The 18,702-nt window shown below is 71.0% G+C and carries 19 protein-coding genes; 10 read left to right on the forward strand and 9 right to left on the reverse strand.

Translation table 11 applies throughout. The features are described from left to right. Positions 1-837, reverse strand: coding sequence for an acyl-CoA thioesterase (locus BUB75_RS13105; RefSeq protein ID WP_218617474.1), 837 nt, complete (start codon positions 835-837; stop codon positions 1-3). 201 nt (positions 838-1,038) lie between these two features. On the opposite strand from BUB75_RS13105, the gene BUB75_RS13110 reads away from it, so the two are divergent. Then, positions 1,039-2,253: a CaiB/BaiF CoA transferase family protein gene (locus tag BUB75_RS13110; protein ID WP_178379854.1), complete on the forward strand. Its 1,215-nt coding sequence runs from the start codon at positions 1,039-1,041 to the stop codon at positions 2,251-2,253. Positions 2,254-2,263: 10 nt separating this feature from the next. Here BUB75_RS13110 and BUB75_RS13115 read toward each other — a convergent pair whose 3' ends face one another. The 4 genes from BUB75_RS13115 to BUB75_RS13130 form a co-directional block, all read right to left on the reverse strand. Beyond that, entirely contained in the window at positions 2,264-2,443 is a 180-nt protein-coding gene (locus tag BUB75_RS13115; RefSeq protein ID WP_218617475.1) for a ferredoxin, read from the reverse strand. Positions 2,444-2,451: 8 nt separating this feature from the next. Then, on the reverse strand, positions 2,452-3,711 hold the full coding sequence (locus tag BUB75_RS13120; protein ID WP_073256481.1) for a cytochrome P450: 1,260 nt from the start codon (positions 3,709-3,711) through the stop codon (positions 2,452-2,454). Between the two features lie 114 nt (positions 3,712-3,825). Continuing rightward, entirely contained in the window at positions 3,826-5,010 is a 1,185-nt protein-coding gene (locus tag BUB75_RS45070) for a thiolase family protein (protein ID WP_073256484.1), read from the reverse strand. Next, positions 5,007-5,435, reverse strand: a complete 429-nt coding sequence (locus tag BUB75_RS13130) for a Zn-ribbon domain-containing OB-fold protein (protein ID WP_073256487.1) — start codon at positions 5,433-5,435, stop codon at positions 5,007-5,009. The genes BUB75_RS45070 and BUB75_RS13130 overlap by 4 nt, the downstream gene beginning before the upstream one ends. 169 nt (positions 5,436-5,604) lie before the next feature. Here BUB75_RS13130 and BUB75_RS13135 point away from each other — a divergent pair, with 169 nt between their 5' ends. Genes BUB75_RS13135 through BUB75_RS13145 form a run of 3 tightly spaced genes read left to right on the forward strand, consistent with a single transcriptional unit; the run spans position 5,605 to position 9,431 of the window. Beyond that, positions 5,605-6,792, forward strand: a complete 1,188-nt coding sequence (locus tag BUB75_RS13135) for a thiolase family protein (RefSeq protein WP_073256490.1) — start codon at positions 5,605-5,607, stop codon at positions 6,790-6,792. After that, the gene (locus tag BUB75_RS13140) at positions 6,789-8,324 is read left to right on the forward strand and encodes a class I adenylate-forming enzyme family protein (protein WP_073256493.1); all 1,536 of its coding nucleotides are present in this window, start codon (positions 6,789-6,791) and stop codon (positions 8,322-8,324) included. The genes BUB75_RS13135 and BUB75_RS13140 overlap by 4 nt, the downstream gene beginning before the upstream one ends. 45 nt (positions 8,325-8,369) lie before the next feature. Further along, positions 8,370-9,431, forward strand: coding sequence for a CaiB/BaiF CoA transferase family protein (locus BUB75_RS13145; protein WP_084741117.1), 1,062 nt, complete (start codon positions 8,370-8,372; stop codon positions 9,429-9,431). Here the strand turns inward: BUB75_RS13145 and BUB75_RS13150 are convergent. The 4 genes from BUB75_RS13150 to BUB75_RS13165 all read right to left on the reverse strand — a co-directional run bounded on the left by BUB75_RS13150 (position 9,410) and on the right by BUB75_RS13165 (position 12,331). After that, the gene (locus BUB75_RS13150) at positions 9,410-9,994 is read right to left on the reverse strand and encodes a flavin reductase family protein (RefSeq protein WP_073256499.1); all 585 of its coding nucleotides are present in this window, start codon (positions 9,992-9,994) and stop codon (positions 9,410-9,412) included. The genes BUB75_RS13145 and BUB75_RS13150 overlap by 22 nt on opposite strands. A gap of 127 nt (positions 9,995-10,121) precedes the next feature. Beyond that, positions 10,122-11,465 carry a TetR/AcrR family transcriptional regulator gene (locus BUB75_RS13155; RefSeq protein ID WP_073256502.1) on the reverse strand — a complete coding sequence of 448 codons (1,344 nt, stop codon included), beginning with the start codon at positions 11,463-11,465 and terminating at the stop codon, positions 10,122-10,124. 42 nt (positions 11,466-11,507) lie between these two features. Next, positions 11,508-11,915 (reverse strand): MaoC family dehydratase, encoded by a 408-nt coding sequence (locus tag BUB75_RS13160; RefSeq protein WP_073256505.1) that lies wholly within the window; start codon positions 11,913-11,915, stop codon positions 11,508-11,510. Continuing rightward, entirely contained in the window at positions 11,912-12,331 is a 420-nt protein-coding gene (locus tag BUB75_RS13165) for an FAS1-like dehydratase domain-containing protein (protein WP_073256508.1), read from the reverse strand. The genes BUB75_RS13160 and BUB75_RS13165 overlap by 4 nt, the downstream gene beginning before the upstream one ends. A 244-nt stretch (positions 12,332-12,575) precedes the next feature. On the opposite strand from BUB75_RS13165, the gene BUB75_RS13170 reads away from it, so the two are divergent. From BUB75_RS13170 to BUB75_RS13195, 6 genes are read left to right on the forward strand one after another with little or no spacing between them, the layout of a single operon-like run. Further along, entirely contained in the window at positions 12,576-14,036 is a 1,461-nt protein-coding gene (locus tag BUB75_RS13170; RefSeq protein ID WP_073256511.1) for an aldehyde dehydrogenase, read from the forward strand. Positions 14,037-14,040: 4 nt separating this feature from the next. Next, a complete protein-coding gene (locus BUB75_RS13175; protein ID WP_073256514.1) occupies positions 14,041-15,162 on the forward strand; it encodes an NDMA-dependent alcohol dehydrogenase in 1,122 nt (373 codons plus the stop codon). Between the two features lie 12 nt (positions 15,163-15,174). After that, on the forward strand, positions 15,175-16,449 hold the full coding sequence (locus BUB75_RS13180) for a cytochrome P450 (protein ID WP_073256516.1): 1,275 nt from the start codon (positions 15,175-15,177) through the stop codon (positions 16,447-16,449). Next, positions 16,446-17,345 (forward strand): enoyl-CoA hydratase/isomerase family protein, encoded by a 900-nt coding sequence (locus tag BUB75_RS13185; protein ID WP_084740970.1) that lies wholly within the window; start codon positions 16,446-16,448, stop codon positions 17,343-17,345. Before BUB75_RS13180 ends, BUB75_RS13185 begins: the two co-directional genes overlap by 4 nt. Next, positions 17,345-17,764, forward strand: coding sequence for a Zn-ribbon domain-containing OB-fold protein (locus tag BUB75_RS13190; RefSeq protein ID WP_073256518.1), 420 nt, complete (start codon positions 17,345-17,347; stop codon positions 17,762-17,764). Before BUB75_RS13185 ends, BUB75_RS13190 begins: the two co-directional genes overlap by 1 nt. Continuing rightward, positions 17,761-18,687 carry an SDR family NAD(P)-dependent oxidoreductase gene (locus BUB75_RS13195; RefSeq protein WP_073256520.1) on the forward strand — a complete coding sequence of 309 codons (927 nt, stop codon included), beginning with the start codon at positions 17,761-17,763 and terminating at the stop codon, positions 18,685-18,687. Before BUB75_RS13190 ends, BUB75_RS13195 begins: the two co-directional genes overlap by 4 nt. Positions 18,688-18,702 lie beyond the last annotated feature (15 nt).

Here is an 18,702-nt window from a genome sequence, read left to right on the forward strand (position 1 = left end):
TCAGCTGTTCCAGCCGGGCGGGCGCCTGCCGAAGCGGAACAGGGCCTCCTGGGCGATCGTGACCGCGAGGGCCCCGTCGGCGGTCCGGATGCCGCCGTCGTACCAGCCCCGGCCGCCCGCGATCGTTCGCGGCACGAGGTCGACCAGTACCCACTCGTCCATCCGGGCCGGCCGGTGGAACCAGAGCGCGTGGTCGAGGCTCGGCCCGGTCGCGGCCTCGTCGTCGTCCCACGCCAGCAGCCCGCTGGAGATGTCGGAGAGGTAGGTGAGCGCGCACGCCTGCACCAGCGGCGTCGCCGGCAGTGGAATCGTGCAGCGCGCCCAGAATCGGGTGGGCCAGACCGCGCCCGGGAACGGCTGCGGTGGCACCCTGCTCTCCACCGAGAACAGCCGCGGCAGCCGCCCCACGGGGAGGTCTTCGGCGGGCGGCACGAGCGGGCCGTCCGTGTCGACGCGGTCCTGACCGGGCTCCTGCCGGTGGAACGAGGCGGTCAGCGTGAAGATCACCGCGTCGTCCTGAGTCGCCACGACCCGGCGTACCGAGAACGACCGGCCGTCCCGGTCGCGCTCGACGTGGAAGTCCGTCGGCCGCGCGGCGGATCCGCCTCGGAGGTAGTAGCCGTGCAGCGAGTGCGGTTGGCGGTCGGGAGCGACCGCCGACCCGGCGGCCAGCAGCGCTTGAGCGGCGACCTGGCCCCCGTAGAGGGCTTCCGGCTCGTCGAACACGGCCGTCGCACGGTAGCGGTCCGGCCCGACGTCGGTCAGCGCCAGCAGGTCGAGGAGCGTGAGCTGCCCCGCCACGACCGAACTCACCGCGGCGTTCTCGATCGATGTCACGCGCTAAGCGTACATGGAGTCAGATTCGGGTGGCTCATGAACCGAACATGCGAGCGGAATTCCCGGCTAGAGCCCTAGTTGGCCGATGACATCAAGGTGACACGACTGTTAGAGTCGCCACAGTTCAGGCCGGTTCGGAGTGGTGAGGCCCGCTGTCTCCCCCCGTTCCCATCGACTCTCATCAACGACGAGGAGCTGGCCGTGGTCGCCATTCTGAACGGAATTCGAGTACTCGAAGTCGCCTCGTGGACGTACGTGCCGATCGCCGGCGGCGTCCTCACCGAGTGGGGCGCCGAGGTGATCAAGGTCGAGCACCCGGAGACGGGTGACCCGCAGAGGGGCCTGGTGACGTCCGGCCTCGTGCCGGCGGGCGGTGTCGCGCACATGGTCGAGCTGCCCAACAGGGGGAAGCGCAGCGTCGGTCTCGACCTCAAGTCACCCGACGGCCACGACGTGCTGTTACAGCTCGCGGCCCGCTGCGACGTGTTCCTCACGAACTTCCTGCCCGCCCAGCGCGAAAAGATGGGCTTCGACTATGCGGACATCCGCGCCGTCAACCCGACCGTGGTCTACGCCTGCGGATCCGCGCACGGCCCCCGCGGTCCGGAGGCGAATCGGGGCGGCTACGACCAGTCGACGTTCTGGGGGCGCACCGGCGCCGCGGACACCGTGACCCCGCACGAGATCGACTTCCCGGTCAACCAGCCCGGCGCGGCCTTCGGCGACGTGATGGGCGGGTTGACGCTCGCCGGCGGGATCGCGGCCGCGCTACTGCACCGGGAGCGGACCGGCGAGAGCATCACGGTCGACAGCTCGCTGCTCGCGATGGGGGTCTGGGCGATGGGGGCCAACCTCGCGGCGTCCGCGGCGTTCGGCGTCGAGCGGATGCCCCGCTACAGCCCGCAGACCGCACCGAACGCGCTGGTCAACAGCTACCGCACGAAGGACGACCGGTGGGTCAGCCTGGTGATGCTCGAGTCCGACCGCTTCTGGCCGGAGCTGACGGCCGCACTCGGTGGGCCGGAGCTCGCCGCCGACCCGCGGTTCATCGACCACGCCGCGCGGATGACGAACAGCCAGGAGGCGATCGCCGCGATCCAGGAACTGTTCAACCGATACACGTTCGACGAGGTGAAGCAGGTGCTGGCCACGGTCCGTGGGGCGTGGGCGCCGGTACAGCGTCCGATCGAGGTCCTCACCGACCCGCAGGTGGTCGCCAACGGGTACCTGCAGCACCTCACCGACGCCAACGGCACCCCGTTCCAGCTCGTGCCCGCGCCGCTGCAGTTCAACGGGGAACACGGAGTCGTCCGGCACGCGCCGGCTCACGGTGAGCACACCGACGAGGTCCTCTCCGAGCTCGGTCTGGACATGGAGCGCATCCTCGAGCTGAAGCTCTCCGGCGCAGTCCTCTGAGGTCGTGGGCTCAGGTGACCTGGAGCGCCCGCTCAGGGCAGGCGGCCGCGCCGAGTCGCGCCGCCGGCTCCTGGGCGGCCGGCACCGGAGTATCGCTGGGAATGCCGACGAAACCGTCCGAGTCGAGCGGGTAGATCTCCGGAGCCTGCGCGTTGCACTGCGCATGCCCCTGGCAGAGGTCGGTCCTCACCAGAATCCTCATTTCCGGCCCTTCGCTGCGCTGGAGTCGGGCGACGAGTAAGCCGGCACCACCGGGTTCTCGACGGAACCCGGTGTGAACCGGACCGGCAGATGCTTGACGGCGTAGACGTCACCGGCGTCGGGCAGGCGCTCGACCGCACCGGAAACCTGGACGTCCGGCATTCGCCGGAGCGTCTCGCTGAGCATCGTCTTGAACATCAGCCGTGCGAAGTTCGAGCCGAGACACCGGTGAACACCGAGCGCGAAGGCCATGTGGCGGTTGGAGGGCCGGTCCAGGACGATCTCGTCGGGGCGCTCGAAGACCGCCGGATCGCGGTTGGCCGCCGCGAACATCAGCATCACGCGGTCGCCCTTCCGAAGCTGCCTGCCGTGGAACGCGGCGTCCCTGGTCACGAGCCGGGTGAGTCCCTGAGCGGGGGTGTCGTGACGGAGAAACTCCTCGGTGGCGGCGTCGAGGACGGAAGGATCGTCGATGAGGCGGCGGCGCAGCGCCGGATCGGCGTCGATCCGCAGCAGCGCGTTCCCGGTCAGGCCGGCCGTGGTGTCCATCCCGCCGAGCAGGAGCAGAACCACGATGCCGCCGAGTTCTTCGTCGTTCAGCGGGACGCCGTCGATCTCCGCGTCCATCAGGTCGCTGAGCAACCCGGGGGGCCGTGCGCCGCGGCGCACCTCGACCTCGCGGGCGATCGTCCCATAGAGGTGCCCGGCGGCCTCGATGGTCTTGTCCATGTCCGTGGCGCGGTCGTGGACCAGCGTGTGGAGCCACGAGATCCACTCCGGCCACCGATCCTCGTCGAAGCCGAGCAGCCGCAGGATCCAGCGAGCGGGTAGCGGCGTGAAGAGCTCCTCAGCCAGGTCCGCCGCACCGCTGACGATAAACGCGTCGATGAGGCTGTTGGTGATCGCGGTGAGCTCTGCACGCTGGCTCTCGGCCGCGGTCGGCGACATCGCGGGAAGAAGGAGCTTGCGGTACTTCTGCAGCCGCGGCGGGTCGATATCGATCGGAATGAACGGGGTCTCGTTCGCGCCCCTGGGGACCGCCTTCGACATGTGGCTGCTGAACAGGTCGTGGTCGCGGCACGCGTCAAAGACGGCGTCATAGGAAGTGAAGAACCAGAAACCGCCCCAGGACGATGACTTGGCGACCGGGCAGCGCTCGCGCAGCTCCGCCATCCGGGCGTAGTTGTACTCCCGGAAATCGTCGCTGTGGTGGTCCAAGTCGGTGTCGATGGAATCGGTTTCCTCGACTGCAGTCATCGTCGACTCCCCACCTTGCTGGGTGATGGCGATGTCAGACGCTACCGGACCTGGAACAAAAAAGGCCAGTACAACTCCCTTAATTGCGAAGACTTGGTGTCAGAAGAAGTGGCCTCAGTCCTCGCGGCGCAGCAGCAGGCAGCCCGCCTCGGGACCGCCGCCGATGCCCACCGCCGCGATCTCCACCGGCTTGCGGATCTGCCGCGCCCCGGCCTCGCCCCACAGCTGGAGGCAGGCCTCGTGCAGGAAGCCGTAGCCGTGCAGCCGACCGGCCGAGAGCTGACCACCGTGGCTGTTGATCGGCAGTTCGCCGTCGAGCGCGAACCGCTCCGGCTCGGCCAGGAACGGACCCGCCTCACCGTGCTTGCAGAAGCCGAACGCCTCGATCCACTGCAGCGTGAGGTAGCTGAAGCCGTCGTAGAGCTCGGCGAAGTCCACGTCGGCCGGCGTCAGGTTCGTCTGGTCCCACAGGTGATGGGCGGCGTCGTGCGCGGCCATCGTCGTGAGGTCGACGCGTTGATCCCAGGTGTGCCGCTCGTAGAGGCCGCTTCCGGCCGCCTCGATCGCGATCGGCGACCGCCCTCCGCCCGCGCTCGTCCCGCGCCGGGACAGGATCACCGCGGTCGCACCGTCGCACGGCACGTCACAGTCGTAGAGCCCGAACGGATAGGAGATGAGTCGCGCGGACAGGTAGTCCTCGAGCGTCATCGGGTCCCGGTAGATCGCCTTGGGGTTGAGTGCGGCATTGCGGCGGGCGTTCAGCGGGATCTGCCCGAGCTGCTCGCGGGTCAGGCCGAACTCGTACATGTAGCGCTGCGCGTACAGCGCGATCCAGTTGGCCGGCGATGCCGCTCCGAACGGCATCCGGAACTCGGTGTGCCCCGCCGCCCGACCGGGCGTGCTGGTCAGCGCCTTGGCCCGGCCGGCGGCCTGCGCCGTGGACTCGAACACACTGCGGAAGCAGAGCACGTGGGTGGCGCGGCCGGTTGCGATCGCCGCGGCGGCGTCCATCAGCGTTCCGGCCTGGCCCGGGGTTTCCAGACCGCTCAGCGCCCAGGTGGTGCGGAGACCGAGCGCGTCCCGGACGTCGTGCGTGGTCGCGCCGACGAATCCGCCTTCGGCCATCGCCGGTCCGGGGTAGCTGGCCACGCCGTCGATGTCGTCGGGCTCCAGGCCCGCGTGAGCGATCGCTTCGAGCGCCGCGTCCAGGGCGAGGTCGATACCGCCGCGCCCGAGCTTGCGGCCGACGTCGGACTGGCCGATGCCGGTGATGACCACTTTGTCGTCGACGAACGTCATCGGGGCGCGCCCCCTTCGGTCGGACGGAACACCGGAATCCACACGTCCTCGTGCTGCTCGAAAACGACCTCCACCGCCATGCCGATCGACACGGCCTCCGGCTCGCAGTCGACGATCTGGGTGGTGAGCCGGACGTCCGGCTCCTCCACCAGCTCCACCAGGCCGATCACGTACGGGGTGGGGTACATCGGGCCGAACCAGGGATGGTGGTTCACGGTGAAGGATGCGACGACCGCGCGTCCGGACACCGCTTCCGGTGCGACGTCCCGGCTGCGGCAGCGGAAGCAGGCGCCGACCGGCGGGTGGAAGAGCCGGCGACAGTTCCGGCAGCGATGGATCCGGAGCTCACCGTCGGCGCCGCCGGACCAGAACGCCGCCGAGTCCGCCGTCACCTCCGGCAGCAGACGGGAAGTGGGTCGCGTCATTGCTCATCCTCTTCGCTAGTACAACATCCCGTCAGAAACTAAGGTCCCCGAGGACGGCATGGCAAGGCTGACTCCTGGTCGAAAGCGTAGACGAGTAGTCAGAATCTACCTAGACTCCGGGCCGAGAGGGTGGCCGGGCCACCCTGGCGTCCCCCGCGAGGAGCTCACCATGCCCGACGCAGTACTCGTCTCGGCCTGCCGCACGGCCATCGGTACGTTCCGCAAAGGCACGCTGGCCGACACCAGCGCCTTCGACCTCGCCTCCGCGATCGTCGAGGCCGCGGTGAAGCGCAGCGGGCTGGCCGCCGGAGACGTGGACGACCTGATCCTCGGTGAGGTGATGTACGGCGGCGGCGACGTGGCCCGCCACGCGGCGGTCACCACCGGGATGACCGAGGTCCCCGGCTTCGCGCTCAACCGGCACTGCGCATCCGGTCTGACCGCGGTCGCGACCGCCGCCGCCAGCATCCGTGCCGGCATGGACGACGTCGTCGTGGCCGGCGGTGTCGAGTCCCGCTCCACCGCACCGCGGCTGTCGTTCCGGGTGCCGGGGACCACCGACGTGGTCGAGGACTGGATGTCCCCCAGCCACCCCGACCGGCCCGATGCCCCGAACAAGGACATGTCGATCACCGTCGGCTGGACCGCCGCGCAAGCGGCCGGCGTCACCCGCGAGGAGATGGACGCCTGGGCGCTGCGCTCGCACCAGCGCGCGATCCGGGCCGTCGACGAGGGACGCTTCGCCGACGAGATCGTCCCGCTCCAGGTCCGCCGGCTCGACGGCACCACGACGGTCTTCGAGGTCGACGAGCACCCCCGGCGTACGACAACGGCCGAGAAGCTGGCCGCGCTCGCGCCGCTGCACCCGGAGATCCCGGGGTTCAGCATCACAGCCGGCAACAGCTCCGGTATCAACGACGCCGCGGCCGCGGTCACGGTTGTCTCCGACCGGGTTGCCACCGAGCGAGGGCTGACCCCGCTGGCGATCGTCCGTTCCTGGGCCTCGGTCGGCGTGGACCCGGCAGAGACCGGGTTGGCCCCGGTGAAGGCCATCCCCAAGGCGCTGCGCCGGGCCGGGCTGACCCTCGGCGACGTCGACCTCTTCGAAATCAACGAGGCATTCGCCTCGATGTGCGTGGCTACCACCCGGATGCTCGACATCGACGAGGAGATCGTGAACGTCAGCGGCAGCGGATGCAGCCTCGGCCACCCAGTGGCGGCCACCGGCGCCCGGATGGTCACCACGCTCGTCCACGAGCTGGGGCGGCGTGGTGGCGGCATCGCGGTCGCCGCGATGTGCGCCGGGGGCGGCATGGGATCGGCGATGGTGCTCGAGGTGCCGGGAGCAGCGCGATGAACCTCGGCATGCTGCTGGAGATGGCCGCCGATGGCGTGGCCGACCGGGTCGCGCTCGGACGGTCGGCCGATGCCGTGACGTTCGCCGAGTTCGGTCTCCGTGCCCGGCGGGTGGGCGCGCTGCTCGCCGCCGCCGGGGGCGAACGGGTCGGCCTGGTCGACCTGAACTCCCCCGCCGTCCCGATCGCACTCTTCGGCGCCGCGCTGGCCGGGAAGCCGTTCGTGCCGTTGAACTACCGCCTGGCCGACGACCAGCTGCTCGCGATCGCGCGGCGGATCGCCCCGGCCACGGTCGTGGTGGGACCCGGTGTCGCCGAACGCCTGCGCGGCGTCGACGGCCTGACGTTGATCGAGCGGGACGAGGTGCTCCGGTTCGCAGCGGACCCGACAGCCGCCCTAGCCGACGGGCCCGGCGGAGAGCCGGACGACATCGCCGTCCTGCTGTTCACCAGCGGCACCACCGGCGAGCCCAAAGCGGCCGTGCTCCGGCACCGCAATCTCGCCTCGTACATCCTGTCCACGGTGGAGTTCGCCGGTGCGGAGGAGTCCGAGGCCGCCCTGATCAGCGTTCCGCCGTACCACATCGCGGCCGTCTCCGCGGCGCTGTCGAACACCTACGCCGGGCGCCGTGTGCTGCACCTGGAGTCCTTCGACCCCGCCCGCTGGGTCGCGCTCGCGCGGGCCGAGTCGGTGACTCACGCGATGGTCGTGCCGACGATGCTCAACCGCATCCTCGACGCGCTGGAGAACGGAGCGGTCGACGGGCTTCCCGCGCTGCGCTCGCTCTCCTACGGCGGCGGGCCGATGCCTTCCACGGTGATCGAGCGGGCGATGCGGCTGCTCCCGTCGGTCGGATTCGTCAACGCGTACGGCCTGACCGAGACGTCCAGCACGGTCGCCGTGCTCGGCCCCGACGACCACCGCGAAGCGTTCGCGAGCAGCGATCCCGCGGTGCGGGCCCGCCTCGGTTCGGTCGGTAGGCCGCTGCCCGGCCTGGACGTCAGCGTCCGTGACCCGTTGGGTGAGCCGCTGCCGGCCGGGGAGCGTGGCGAGATCTGGGTCCGTGGCGAACAGGTCTCCGGCGAGTACCTCGCCGGCACCGCGACCGACGCCGACGGATGGTTCCCCACGCGGGACGCCGGGATGCTCGACGACGACGGATTCCTCTACGTGTACGGCCGCCTGGACGACGTGATCGTGCGCGGCGGCGAGAACCTCTCCCCCGGCGAGATCGAGGCGGCGCTGCTCTCCCACCCCGACGTGGCCGAAGCCGCGGTGTTCGGGGTCCCCGACACCGACTGGGGTGAGAAGGTCGTGGCCGCCGTCGTGCTGGCGGAGGGAGCGTCGGTCACCGACCGCGCCGACGTCGAGCGGGACTTGCGCGAGCACGTCCGCGCCAGGTTGCGGTCCACCTGCACGCCGGAACACGTCCAGGTCCGTCCGCAGTTGCCCTACACCGAGACCGGCAAGCTGCTGCGGCGGGTACTCCGGGCCGAGGTCGCCGCCACGCTGTCCCCGACGGTGGGGGTCTGACGGGTGGGTCCCCTCACCGGAATCCGCGTCGTGGAGCTGGCCGGGATGGGGCCGGGGCCGCACGCCGCCCTGCTGCTGGGCGATCTGGGTGCGGACGTCCTCCGCGTCGAGCGCCCCGGCACGGGCGAGCGTCGTTCCGGACCGCCGCCCCGCAGTCGCGCCGTGTGTGAACTCGACCTCGGGCACGCCGCCGGCCGCGGGACGGTCCTCGATCTGGTGGCCCACGCCGACGTCCTGGTGGAGGGATTCCGGCCCGGCGTCACCGAACGGCTGGGCGTCGGACCGGCGCACTGTCTGGCCCGCAACCCGGGATTGATCTACGCCCGGATGACCGGGTGGGGTCAGTACGGGCCGCTGGCCCACCGGGCCGGGCACGACATCAACTACGTCGGCCTCACCGGCGTGCTCGACGCGATCGGCCGGGACGGTGCCCCGCCGACGGTCCCGCTCAACCTCGTCGGCGACTTCGGCGGCGGCTCCACCTACCTGGTGATCGGCATCCTCGCTGCGCTGGTCGAGCGGGCACGTTCGGGTCGGGGACAGGTGATCGACGCCGCCATCGTCGACGGGGTGTCGAGCCTCGCGCAGGCGATCTGGTCCCTGCGAGGCACGGGTTGCTGGCAGGACGGCCGGGGCACCAACCGGCTCGACGGCGGCGCGCCGTTCTACGACGTCTACCCGACCGCGGACGGTGGTCACATGGCCGTCGGCGCCCTCGAGCCGCAGTTCTATGCCGCGCTGCTCGCCGGACTGGGGCTGGACCCGGCCGAGCTGCCCGCTCAGGACGACCGGTCGGGGTGGCCGGCGCTACGGGCGGCGTTCGCGGACGCGTTCCGTAGCCGCACCCGGGACGAGTGGACTGCGGTGTTCGCGAACGTGGACGCGTGTGTCACCCCGGTGCTGACGTTCGCCGAGGCGGCCGCCGATCCGCACCTGACCGCACGCCGGACGCTGGTCGACCGGGACGGTGTCGTGCAGCCGGCCCCGGCGCCGCGGTTCTCCCGGACGCCACCGGCGCCACCCCATCCACATCCAGGTCCGGCCGACCCGGCCGCCGTACTGGCGGCCTGGGCCGGCTCAGCGCCTCAGTCGGCTAGCCCTCGATAGCGGCGGGCGCTGGCCAGCTGCGGGACGTGGTTGGTCTCGTACTGCTCGATCCACTCCGGCGGCAGGCTCTTCCACGCCTCGCCGACCCGCAGCCGTCCTCCGCTGCCGAGCCGCTCGGCACCCACCACGTCGCCGACGAACAGCGTGCTCTCGTCCATGTCCAGCGTGTGCACCACGCGGGCCTCCACGTAGGACAGCGCGTCGAGCAGGATCGGCGCGCCGGTCACTCCCTGCTTGGTGCGGAATCGGCCGATCTTGTCGCCGTCCCGACCGGAGCTGCCGCCCAGGCCCATCAGGATCGCGAGCGAGTCCTGGAGCGCGGGCTCCGGGTCGGCCGCGAGCAGGTGCGTCACGAACACCCCGGACCGCAGCACCATGTCGTGGGTCTTGTTGTACTTCGTCAGGCTGATCGTCACCCGCGGCGCTTCCGGGACGATGCTGGCTGCGCCCGCCGAGAGGGAGATCAGACCGTTCACCTCGCCCTCGTCGATGGTCGTCACCGCGACCGGGAAGGGCCGGAGCCCTGACAGCGTGTACTCCGCAGCCTTCAGATCAACCGTCATGTCCACTCCAGATCAGAGCGGCCCCGGTGAGCACACCAACCCCACCACAGCCTCGACGTCGAGAACCTTTCTGACTCCTTGTACACGATATCGAGAAAGCGGGTCAATGAGGTGAGGAAGGATGCGATCAGCGGGGGGCGACAGCGCCGTTGAGCAGGCCGCGCCGCAGCACCGCCAGCATCAATGCGACGACGTCGGCATCCGAGGCCGGCTCGCCCCGCTCGTCCACCGCTTCCGGCAACCGGTCGAGCGCCGCCAGGAACACGGCGGCGGCGACGTCGAGGTCGAGCGGGTAGGGACGCTCGACCTGCCGGAGCAGCCGGAGGCAAGCATCCCGCATCGCCGCGTTGGACCGGACGGCGGCGTCCAGCAGGTCCGGATCGGTCAGGTTCCCCTCGGCCCAGACCCGGAAGACCCCGAGGTAGCGGCGGTGGAACGGCACGAACTCCTCGAGCCAAGCCCGCAGCGCGTCGTCGGACCCGTCTTCCAGGTTCAGCGAGGCAAGTCGCTCGATGAGCACCGTGGCGGCAGCCCCGGCGTCCGCCGAGAGGCGGCGCAGCAGATCCAGCTTGTCGTCGAAGTACTTGTAGAACGTCGCGCGCGCGAATCCGGCCGCGGCAACGAGGTCGTCGACGCCGGTGGCGTGGTATCCGCGCTCGGCGAGCAGCCGGGTACCGGCGGCGAGGATCTGATCCACGGTGGCCGCGGCCCGGCGACTGAGCTCCGCCACCGGCGGGGCCGCGCGCGGTGGGGCCGGAGCCGGCACCACGGAGATCGTGGCGCGTCGGCGCCGGGCTCCGCCGTCGAGCTGCGGCAGAGTGCCGAACGCGTCCGGCGGGGTGTCCGGGAACAACATCAGCTGCATCAGCACCGCGAGCCCGTCGATCGCCTCCTCGACGTCCGGCATCGGGTCGTGCTGGCGGTGCCGGAAGAAGTTGAAGCGGTGGACCAGGCTGGTCAGCGCGAGCGCGGCGTCGTCCGGCGACATACCCTCCACGCCACTGGAGGTCAGCCGCTCGGCGATCCGGGCGTTGTAGTTGCTGACGAAGCCCATGACCAGCGGGCGCGTGCTCGTGCCGGGGGCGTCGACGTTCGTCCACTGCACGAACATCGTGGCGTATTTGTCGTAGACCCACGCCCACTCGCCGAGCCACCAGTGCAGGTTGTCGAAGCCCTCGGCAGTGGGGCCGAGCGGCCCGAGCCGCCGCACCACCCGGGACAACGCCGCACCGCACTCCTCGAGCAGCTCGACGAAGATCTGCTCCTTGCTCTCGAAGTACTGGTAGACGGTCGCGCGGGAGGTGGCGGCACCCTTGGCGATACTGTCCACCGAGGTGCCGTGGAAGCCCTCGGCCTCGAACTGCCGCAGCGCCGCCTCGACAATGCGCCCGCGGGTCTGGGCACCCCGCTGGCCGACCACCGGGCTCGAAGGCCAGTAGCCGTCTCGGCGCAAAATCTCTCCGTCTGACATCCTGTCCAGGATAGCCCTGACCGGGTTCCCGGCCGCGCGCGACTACCCGGCGAGCAGAAATTGCGCGGTCGCCGTCAGCGCGACCCGATCTGATCCGACGCTGGCGCGCAGGTCGACGGTCACCAGCGTTCCGTCCGCTCGCTGTTCGACGGCGGTGATCGCGCCACCGCAGGTCAGGACGTCGCCGGGGTAGACTTGATCGCGGAAACGCACCGCGAACCGCCGCACGTTGTGAGCGCCGAGCCACTCCACCGCGTAACCGGCCAGCAGCGCCGCGATGTGCATCCCTTGCGAGAAGACGCCGGGGTATCCGGCCGACCGCGCCATAGCGTCGTCGTAGTGCATCGGGTTCAGGTCGCCGGATGCGCCCGAGTACCGAACGAACATCCGGGTCGTCATCGGGCCGTACTGCTTCTCCGCGGCGATGCTGCCCACCTCGGGCGCGGTCATGCGGCAGCCCTCTCGATGTAGGTGGCTCGCGCCTCGGCGACCAACTCGCCACTCTCGTCGCGATACTCGGTCACCACCACGGCGAAGCGCATCTGACCACCGCGTCGCCCCGGCTTCTCGTACCGGTCGACGATCCGCTCCACCGCACGGAGCACCTGCCCGGCGTGCGGCGGCGGCCCGTGGAACACGTACTCCTGCTCGCCGTGGAGCAGCCGACGCCGCTCGAAGCCCACCTCTACCCGGGCCTCCGATGGCGCCCACAACACCGCGCTGGCCAGGAACGTCGGCGGAACGATCGCGTCCGCCCCGTGGTACGCCGGATCCTCGCACTGCATCGCGGCGGCGAACTCACGGATCTTCCCGCGCTCCACGACCAGTTCGAACCCCGCGCCTTCGGTACCTACCGGCGCACCCATGCGACCTCCCGCCTGTTCCGCGCCACCGGGCCGACCAGGTCGACAGTTAGCGCTACGCGATGTCAGAAAGCGACGACGCCCAGGGTAGCGCCAGCAAGCATCCGTTGCGGCCTTACTTCGGTAGTCGACCCTCGTCGAAGCTCTTGCGCTGACGTAGACATGGCGTCAGACTCCCCTCCAGGGAGCGGCCGTTCCGTCTCCCGGACGCGGACCCGACGCCGGGCACCACGGGAGGACGAGTCACGTGCGGACCTACGACGAGCTCTACCTCGGCGAACGGTGGCGACCGTCGGTCGGCGACCACACCGTCGAGGTCCGGTCCCCGGCGACCGAGGCGCTCGTCGGCCGGGTGCGCGAAGCCGCTCACGGCGACGTCGACGCCGCCGTGAGCGAAGCCCGCCGCGCCCTGGACGACGGCCGATGGTCGAGCCTTCCGGCCGCCGAGCGCGGCGAGGTGCTCGGCCGGATCGCCAAGATCGTGCAGGGGCGCGCCACCGAGCTGGCCGCGCTGATCTCCGACGAGGTCGGCTCACCGCGTCGCTGGGCCATCGGCGGTCAGGTCGGCACCGCGGTCGGCACCCTCCGTGTCCACCGGGCGCTGGCGTCCACGTACCCGTGGGAGGAGACCCGCCCCGGGCTCCTCGGCGGGGAGGTACGGATCCATCGGCCGCCGGTCGGTGTCGTCGGCGCGATCGTGCCGTGGAACGCGCCGCTGTTCACCGCCGCGCTCAAGGTCGCTCCCGCGCTGCTGGCCGGCTGTTCGGTCCTGCTCAAGCCCTCCCCCGAGGCGCCACTGTCGGCGTTCGCGCTGGCCGAGGCCGCCGCCGAGGCCGGTCTGCCGGAGGGTGTCCTGAGCGTACTGCCGGCCGGACCAGCGGCCAGCGAATACCTCGTCCGGCACCCAGGGGTGAACAAGATCAGCTTCACCGGATCCACGGCGGTGGGGCGACGCATCGGCGAGCTGTGCGGACGCGACGTGCGGCGCTGCACGCTGGAGCTGGGCGGGAAGTCCGCCGCGATCCTGCTCGACGACGTCGTGCTGGACACGACGACGGTCGCCGCGCTGGTCGACGGCGCGATGGCGAACAGTGGGCAGATCTGCATCGCCCAGACCCGGATCCTGGCCCCCCGGTCGCGGTACACCGAGGCCGTCGACGCCCTCGCGGACGCGGTGACCGCGCTGCGCGTCGGTGACCCCACCGATCCGGAGACCGACCTCGGACCGGTCATCTCCGCGGCGGCCCGCGATCGCATCGAGGTCCTCGTCGAAAGCGCGCGAAACACTGCCCGGCTGGTCGCCGGTGGCGGACGCCCGGATGGGTTCGACCGCGGCTACTACGTGCGCCCGACCCTGCTGGCCGACGTCGACCCGGCGGCACCGATCGCGCAGCAGGAGATCTTCGGTCCGGTCGCCGTCGTCATCCCCTACGACGACGAGGCGGACGCGGTACGGCTCGCCAACGGCACCCCCTACGCGCTGGCCGGCAGCGTCTGGTCCGCCGACGCCGAGCGGGCAGCCGCGGTCGCCGCGCGCCTGGAGGCCGGTTCGGTAGCGGTCAACTCGTCCGCCGCGATGGACCTGGGCAGCCCGTTCGGCGGAATGCGCCAGTCGGGGTTGGGCCGGGAAGGCGGCCCCGAAGGAATCAGCGAGTACGTCGAGCAGCAGTCGGTCATCGTTCCGGCCGCGGATGAACGCAGGAGGTAGCCGCGTGGAGACGCTGGCAGCGGTGCTCTGGGACCGCAACGTCCCCTGGTCGATCGAGACCATCGAGCTCGACCCACCCGGCCCGGAGGAGGTCCAGGTCGAGTTGCACGCCTCCGGGATGTGCCACTCCGACGACCACATCGTCACCGGCGACATGCCGTTCCACCTGCCGTGCATCGGCGGCCACGAGGGCGCCGGGGTGGTGACCCACGTCGGGGAGAAGGTTACGTCGGTGGCGCCGGGCGATCACGTCGTCTTCAGTTTCATGCCGTCCTGCGGCCGCTGCCCGTCGTGTTCGACCGGCCACCAGAGCCTCTGCGACCTGGGCGAGCGGCTCTACACCGGACGCCAGATCGCCGACGGGACCGCCCGGCACCACGCCCGTGGCCAGGACGTCGCAACCGCCTGTCTGATCGGCTCGTTCGCGCACCACACCGTGGTCCACGAGTCCAGCTGCGTGAAGATCCACCCCGACGTGCCGCTCGACCGGGCCTGCCTGCTCGGCTGCGGATTCATCACCGGCTGGGGCTCCGCGGTCTACGCCGCCGACGTCGCGCCCGGCGACACGGTCGCGGTCGCCGGGATCGGCGGCATCGGCGCGGCCGCGATCCAGGGCGCCCGCCTCGCCGGTGCCCGGGTGATCGTGGCGATCGACCCGTCGGCGGCCAAGAAGGACGTGGCCCTGTCGATGGGCGCGACACACGTCGCCGGTTCGTGGGACGAGGCGCCCGCGGTCGTCCAGGAGGCCACGTACGGCCGCGGCGTGGACCGCTTCATCAGCACGATGGGGCGCGGCGAGGGGCGGCTGATCTCCAAGTCGCTCGCGATGACGGCCAAGCGCGGGCGGCTCGTCGTCACCAACATCCACCCGGCCGCCGAGCGATCGATCTCGGTCAGCCTGATGGACCTGACGCTCAACGAGAAGCAGATCGTCGGCACGCTCTACGGCTCGGCCAACCCGCGCGCCGACATCCCGAAGGTCATCGACCTGTGGGTGGCCGGTCAGGTCGACCTGGACGCAGTGGTGTCGAAGACGTACTCCCTGGACGAGATCAACGAGGGCTACGCCGACATGCGCACCGGTAACTATCTGCGCGGCGTCCTGCGCTATCCGGCAGCCGGTTGAGAGGCGGAACCGATGACGAGTACCCATGTGAGCCCCGGCGCGGAGCTGGACGACCTGTCCTGGTGGACGCGGCCGGTGGCCGAGCGGGACGCGCTGTTCGCCGCGCTACGCGCGAACAACCCACGTCCGTACGTCCCGGAGCGCGACCTCTCCGGTGACCTGCGGGGCGGCGGGTTCTGGGCGCTGACCCGCTACGCCGACGTCCAGGAGGTCAGCCGCCGCCCGGACGAGTTCTGCTCCGGACTGGGCACGACGATCTTCGACCAGCCCCCCTCACTGCGGGAGTACCGCGGCTCGATCATCGACATGGACAACCCGCAGCACGCCCGGATGCGCCGGATCGTCTCGCGGGGTTTCACCGCCAAGTCGCTGGAGCGGCTGCGCGAGGACGTCGCCGCCTCGGCCCGGCAGATCATCGGGGACGTCGCCGAACGAGGGGAGTGCGACTTCGTCACCGAGGTCGCCGCGCTGCTGCCGCTACGGATCGTCAACAACATGATGGGGATCCCGCGCGAGTACGAGCAATTCATCTTCGACCAGACCAACATCATCCTGGGCGCCAGCGACCCGGAGTACGTGCCCGACCAGACCCCCCGCGCGGTCGCCCGCTCCGTCTTCGCCGCCGGTGAGGCGCTCGCCGAGCTTCTGCAGCGGCTGGCCGCCGAGCGGATCGCCGACCCGCGGGACGACCTGATCACGACGCTGGTCGCCGCGCAGGACGAGAACCTGTCGCCGGAGGAGCTGGCGCGGTTCTTCATCCTGCTGGTCGGCGCCGGCAACGAGACCACCCGCAACGCGATCTCGCACGGACTCGTCGCGCTCACGCAGTTCCCCGAGCAGCGGGCGCTCTGGCAGGCCGACCCGGACACGCACAGCGCCGCGGCGGTCGAGGAGATCGTCCGGTGGGCCTCCCCCGTGCTCTACATGCGCCGAACCGTGACGGCCGACGGCGTCCGGCTGGGTGACCAGGTGTTCAACGAGGGCGACAAGGTCGTGCTCTGGTATCGCTCGGCGAACCAGGACGAGGATTACTTCCCCGACGCCACCCGTTTCGACCTCCGGCGGCCGAAGAATCCTCACGTCTCCTACGGCGCGCCGGGCCCGCACCACTGCCTGGGCGCCAATCTCGCCCGGCTGGAGCTCCGGGTGGCGTTCCGGACTCTCTTCGAGCTGCTGCCCGACATCCACGCGGTCGGGGAGCCGGACCCGCTGCGCTCGAACTTCCTGCACGGCATCAAACACCTGCGTGCCGAGTTCACGCCGACCACGGTGGAGGTTCCCCGATGAGCTCCGACACCCCCGGCGCCACCGTTGAGGCCGCCGCGGCGAGCGACGCCGGTACCGCGATCGCCGCGGCCGCGGTCGGAGCGGTCTCCGAGACTCCCGAGGCCGCGGTGCTGGTGACGGACGACGACGGGATCCGCCGGATCACGCTCAACCGGCCGTCCGCGGCCAACGCGCTGCGCCCGGCCGACCGAGACGCGGTGATCGCGGCGTTGAGCGACGCCGACGCCGACCCCTCGGTCCGAGTAGTCGTGCTCGCCGCGAACGGCAGGCACTTCTGCTCCGGGGCCGACGTCAAGGCGCTGGCCGGCGACCGCGCGGCAGGCGGTGAGAAGCACGTCGGCGACGCGACGCGACGGATCCAGAACGGCGCCCAGCGGCTGGTCAGCGCGGTGCTCGACTGCGGGAAGCCGGTCGTAGCCGTCGTCGGCGGCCCGGCCGCGGGCATCGGCGCCCACCTCGCCTTCGCGGCTGATCTGGTGGTCGCGAGCGAGGAGGCGACGTTCCTCGAATCGTTCGTCCGACGCGGACTGGTCGTGGACGGCGGCGGCGCCTACCTGCTCCCCCGCCGGATCGGCCTGCAGAAGGCCAAGGAACTGGCGTTCTTCGGCGACGCGCTGCCGGCCCGGGAGGCACTGGCGCTGGGACTGGTCAACCGGGTCGTTCCGGCCGCCGAGCTCGCGAAGACCGCGGACGAGCTCGCCACCCGCCTGGCAGATGCACCGACGAGCGCGATAGCGCTCACCAAACGGCTGTTCAACACCTCGCTGGACGGCGATCGCGCGGCGGCGTTCGCGGCCGAGGCGATGGCGCAGGAGCTGCAGTCCCACGCACACGACTCCGCCGAGGGCGTCCGCTCGTTCGTGGAGCGGCGCGCGCCCCAGTTCCGAGGGCACTGATGACCCGCGCCGATCTCCCCACCCCCGACGACGAGAGCCGTCCGTACTGGGACGCCGCTCGTGAAGGCCGGCTGCTCGTCGCCCGCTGCGGCGCGTGCGGACGGGCACACCACTATCCCCGCCCGTTCTGCCCGTTCTGCTGGAGCACCGAGGTCGCGCCGGAGCGGGCCAGCGGACACGCCACGCTCTACACCCACTCCACGGTGTACATGAACGACCTCGCGCCGTTCGCCGAGCGGCTGCCGTATGTGGCCGCCCTGGTCGAACTCGAGGAGGGGCCCCGGCTGATGACGAACATCGTCGGCTGTGACCCCGCGGACCTCCGGATCGGCATGCCGCTGGAGGCGGACTTCATCCCACTCGACGACGAGCTGACGGCCACCGTGTTCCGGCCGGCGACAGGAGGACCGACCCGATGACAGGCCTGCTGGAAGGCAAGATCGCCCTGGTGACCGGTGCCGGGCATGGCATCGGTCGGGGGCACGCGCTCGAACTCGCGCGGCACGGCGCGACCGTCGTGGTCAACGACCTGGGGACGTCGGTCTCCGGTGAGGGCTCGGGCCGCGACGCCGACCAGGTCGTCGACGTGATCGGCGGGCGCGGCGGCAAGGCGGTGGCCGACTACAGCGATGTCGGCGACGAGGGCCAGGTCGAGACGATGATCGAGCGGGCGTTCGCCGACTTCGGCCGCCTAGACATCCTCGTCAACAATGCCGGCATCGTCCGCGACCGGGCGATCTGGAACATGACTGCCGACGACTTCGACCTGGTGATGCGGGTCCACGTCCGGGGCAGCTGGCTCACCAGCCGAGCGGTGGCCCGGCGGTGGCGAGCCGCGGCGAAGGAGAGCGGCGGCACCGTCTACGGCCGGATCATCAACACGACGTCCGGCGCCGGGCTGCACGGCAACTTCGGACAGTCCAACTACGGGCCGGCCAAGGCAGCGATCGTCGGGCTCACGCAGACGCTCAGCCTGGAGCTGGCTCGGATCGGCGTGACCGTGAACGCGATCAGCCCGGGGGGCATCACCCGGCTGTCGGCGACCATCGGCGGCGAAGGACCGACGCCGCTGGAGCCGGACGAGCGTCCGGACGGCGAATTCGACCCGAAGGACCCGACGCTCGCCAGCCCGGTCGTCGCCTGGCTCGCGAGCCCGGAGGCCGGCTACGTCAGCGGCCAGGTCGTCCGAGCCATCGGCGAGACGATCGAGTTGATGGGGGGCTGGACGAAGGGGCCCGCGATCACCAACGGCGGCAGTCGCTGGGACGCCGCGAAGCTGGGCTCCGTGTTCGCGACCGACGTCTTCCGTACCCGTGCGCCCGGCCTTCGTCTCGGCAGCTAACAATCCGTCAGAAAC

This window comes from Cryptosporangium aurantiacum, assembly GCF_900143005.1.
Classification (GTDB): Bacteria; Actinomycetota; Actinomycetes; order Mycobacteriales; family Cryptosporangiaceae; genus Cryptosporangium; species Cryptosporangium aurantiacum.